Source organism: Terriglobales bacterium, assembly GCA_035567895.1.
Classification (GTDB): domain Bacteria; phylum Acidobacteriota; class Terriglobia; order Terriglobales; family Acidobacteriaceae; genus Gp1-AA112.
This window is the reverse complement of record DATMPC010000071.1, coordinates 1-2,752: the sequence shown is the minus strand read 5'-3', so window position 1 is coordinate 2,752 and position 2,752 is coordinate 1. Positions and strand designations below refer to the sequence as shown.

Genomic DNA, 2,752 nt, shown 5'->3' with positions numbered 1-2,752 from the left:
GTCAGCTTCGAGCATATCGATGAGTTGAAAGTCCGAACCCTGATGGTACGAATACGAGCGGTAGGCGATACCTTTGTTCTCCAGGAAGTCGAAGATGCTCGTCGATCCTGGAATCCCGCCAGGTTGGTAGATGTCTTGCTTTTCACAGATATCAAGCATGGGTAGATACCTGAGCGGAACATCATAGAGATCGAAGTGGCCCGCAAATCCATGAAGTCCTTTTGCGCCATACTCGACCACATGCCGTAGGTAGCGGTTCTCGACCAATGCCTGAGGCATCGAGCACAGCCACGCGAAGCTTCGAAACGGCGAATCGCTTTGGGGAACGCGATGGAACATCGCCATGCGACCGTGGTCAGTCGGATAACGACCGGTCAATATCGACGGTATCGCGCCTGCGCTGTAACCGAAGACCGTGGCCAGCGGACGCCGGTAAGGGGCTACTTCAGTGAGAAAAGGTATGGTCTGTAGCCACTCCCAGCCTAGTCCGTCGACCAGAATAAAGATGTTCGCTCCTGACATGCTTGCCTCCGATTCAGCTGAGTGAAGTCGCGTGGGAAACCGAGGCGCCAGTGGTGGTTTCCCAGACCGTCGGCAAATGGCCGCGACCAGCCTCCCAGAGCCCGAGAGTTCCTCCCCAGTTAAGGATCACAAATTCCACTACTAAGCTGAGCCTGCTGTGTAGGCCGAAGCGCTTGACCAGTGCACCCATCACGACAGCCGCAACAAAGATCAATTCGGCACAAAAAGCTGCCGTATAGATCATTCCTTGGCCAACGAGGCAGGAGAGCGCGATTCCAAGCAACGCAAGGAATGGAACCGTGAGCCAACGCATGAGTTTGTGAGAGGTCAGAATGAACAGAGGACGCCATTTCGCGGCGAATAGTAAGACCGGCAGGTATTTGAAGTAGACGAACGCCGCCAGCGCGACCATCCGGACCTGCCTGTGAAATTGTATTTTGGAGTCCGGACAGTAGTTCTCGGTGCATACGGCCTCAGGCACAACGACGACATCAAAGCCGCGAAGGTTCACAAGGATTGGATGGAAAAAATCGTTCGTCAGGCGGGGATCATGCTGGCACCACAGCGAACGACGCAGCGCGTAGACGCAGCCGTGTGCTGTGGAGATCACGCCGCCACGCTGTTCGAACTGCTCGATTACGTCCTCATAGCGACGATACAATCCTGCTACCGGGCAGCCTTCAACTCTCACTCTTCCGGTAACGAGTCCGACACTGCGATCAGCGAAGGGGCGAACCAGTTCAATCAACGTCTGCGGCGCAAACACAGACGTCGCGTCGGTGAAGACCAGGATCTCTCCCCGCGCCCGAGGCACCGCCAGCGCGAGAGCGGCCCCTTTGCCCCGGTTAGTGGACTGAGCGAAAAGGCGGACACGGTCGCTCATAAAACGAGTCGCGATTTCAACAGTTCTATCAGTGCTCCCGTCGGAGACAATCAACAGTTCAGACATTCCGGGATAGGTGTCTGTAAGAAAGCTTCGAATTTTTGCCTCGATCACATCCTCTTCGTTGTAGGCGGCGATTACTATCGACACGAAAGGATATTGCTGAATAGAACTGCGAGACCCAGAAGCAGCCTTGCGGCGCCGAGCGGGAAGGATTGCGAGCATCGCCGGGTAGAGCACCCAGGTGTACAACAAGAGCCCGGCGGCAACGTAGAATACCGCGCACGCGACATTGGTTACTATCGGTGAGCTAAAAATATTAAGTTCCATAGGAGTTCTCTCTCGATACGAGTCATGTAAGTCCGATGTTTTCCTTAAGCGTCGTGCTTGGAGCTTTCAGCGGGCCTGCTTGACCCATCTTTTGGTCCAATAGCCGCTGATACACCTCGACTGTCCTTGCGATCTGTTGACGGATATCGAAATTCTGCTCGACCACGGCGCGACCTCGCCGGCCCAGGCGAGCGCCCAAGGCCGGATTGGCAAGTAACCGTTCGATACCGAAAGCCAGTGCCGCAGGATCTGCTGCTCGGACGAGAAGCCCCGTCTCCCCGTCGGTGACGATCTCGCGAGTTCCCTCCACGTCGGTGGCAACCATTGGCCGTGCCATCGCCAAGGCTTCAACCGCGACTAGCGGCAATCCTTCAAAAAGCGAAGGCAGGACGACCAGATCGGCAGCTGCCAATAATTGCTCGGTGTCGTCGCGGTAACCGAGGAAGACGATCCGATCCGTCAGGCCTGCAGCCTGACAACGGATCTTAAGCTCGCATTCGAGTGCACCGGACCCGGCGAACAATGCGATCAGTTTCGGTCGCCGCGCCGCGAGCCTTTTAAACGCCTCGATAAGAAACACGTGGCCTTTTTGCTGCTCAAGCCTGCCGAGCACGAGCATGACCTGATTGTCAGAAACACCAAGCTGCTCCCGCGCGCAACCGATCTCGTTGCGCGTCGGCGGATGGAACCGCGCCAAGTCACGGCCGTTGTGAATGGTTATGACCTTGGAACGTGCGATTCGCTTGTTTTCGAGCAGATGGCGCTCGGCCGCGTGCGAGACCGCTATGTAACGATCAACAAGACGGCCGATCTGACGGTCCAACCAGAAACTGCCTTTCAGCCACTGGCCCTCTCTCCAGACCTCGCGAAGGTGAAAGGTCTCGACCACCGAAGATACTGCCGCGAGGCGAGCCAGCGGCGACGCGAAGAGGCTCGCCAGGAACAAGTGCGAATGTACGAGATCTATTCGCTCGGCGCGGAGAAAATTAATAAATCTTTTTGCGTGCCTCCAATCTA

At 56.3% G+C, this 2,752-nt stretch carries 3 protein-coding genes; all 3 read right to left on the bottom strand.

Translation table 11 applies throughout. The features are described from left to right. Positions 1 to 522 (bottom strand): hypothetical protein (locus VNX88_15220; protein HWY70020.1); only part of this gene is annotated, 522 nt, incomplete at its 3' end. 13 nt (positions 523 to 535) lie between these two features. Further along, the gene (locus VNX88_15215) at positions 536 to 1,735 is read right to left on the bottom strand and encodes a glycosyltransferase (protein ID HWY70019.1); all 1,200 of its coding nucleotides are present in this window, start codon (positions 1,733 to 1,735) and stop codon (positions 536 to 538) included. A 22-nt stretch (positions 1,736 to 1,757) separates the two neighbouring features. Next, positions 1,758 to 2,752: glycosyltransferase family 4 protein (locus VNX88_15210; GenBank protein HWY70018.1), on the bottom strand; the 995-nt coding region annotated here is incomplete at its 5' end.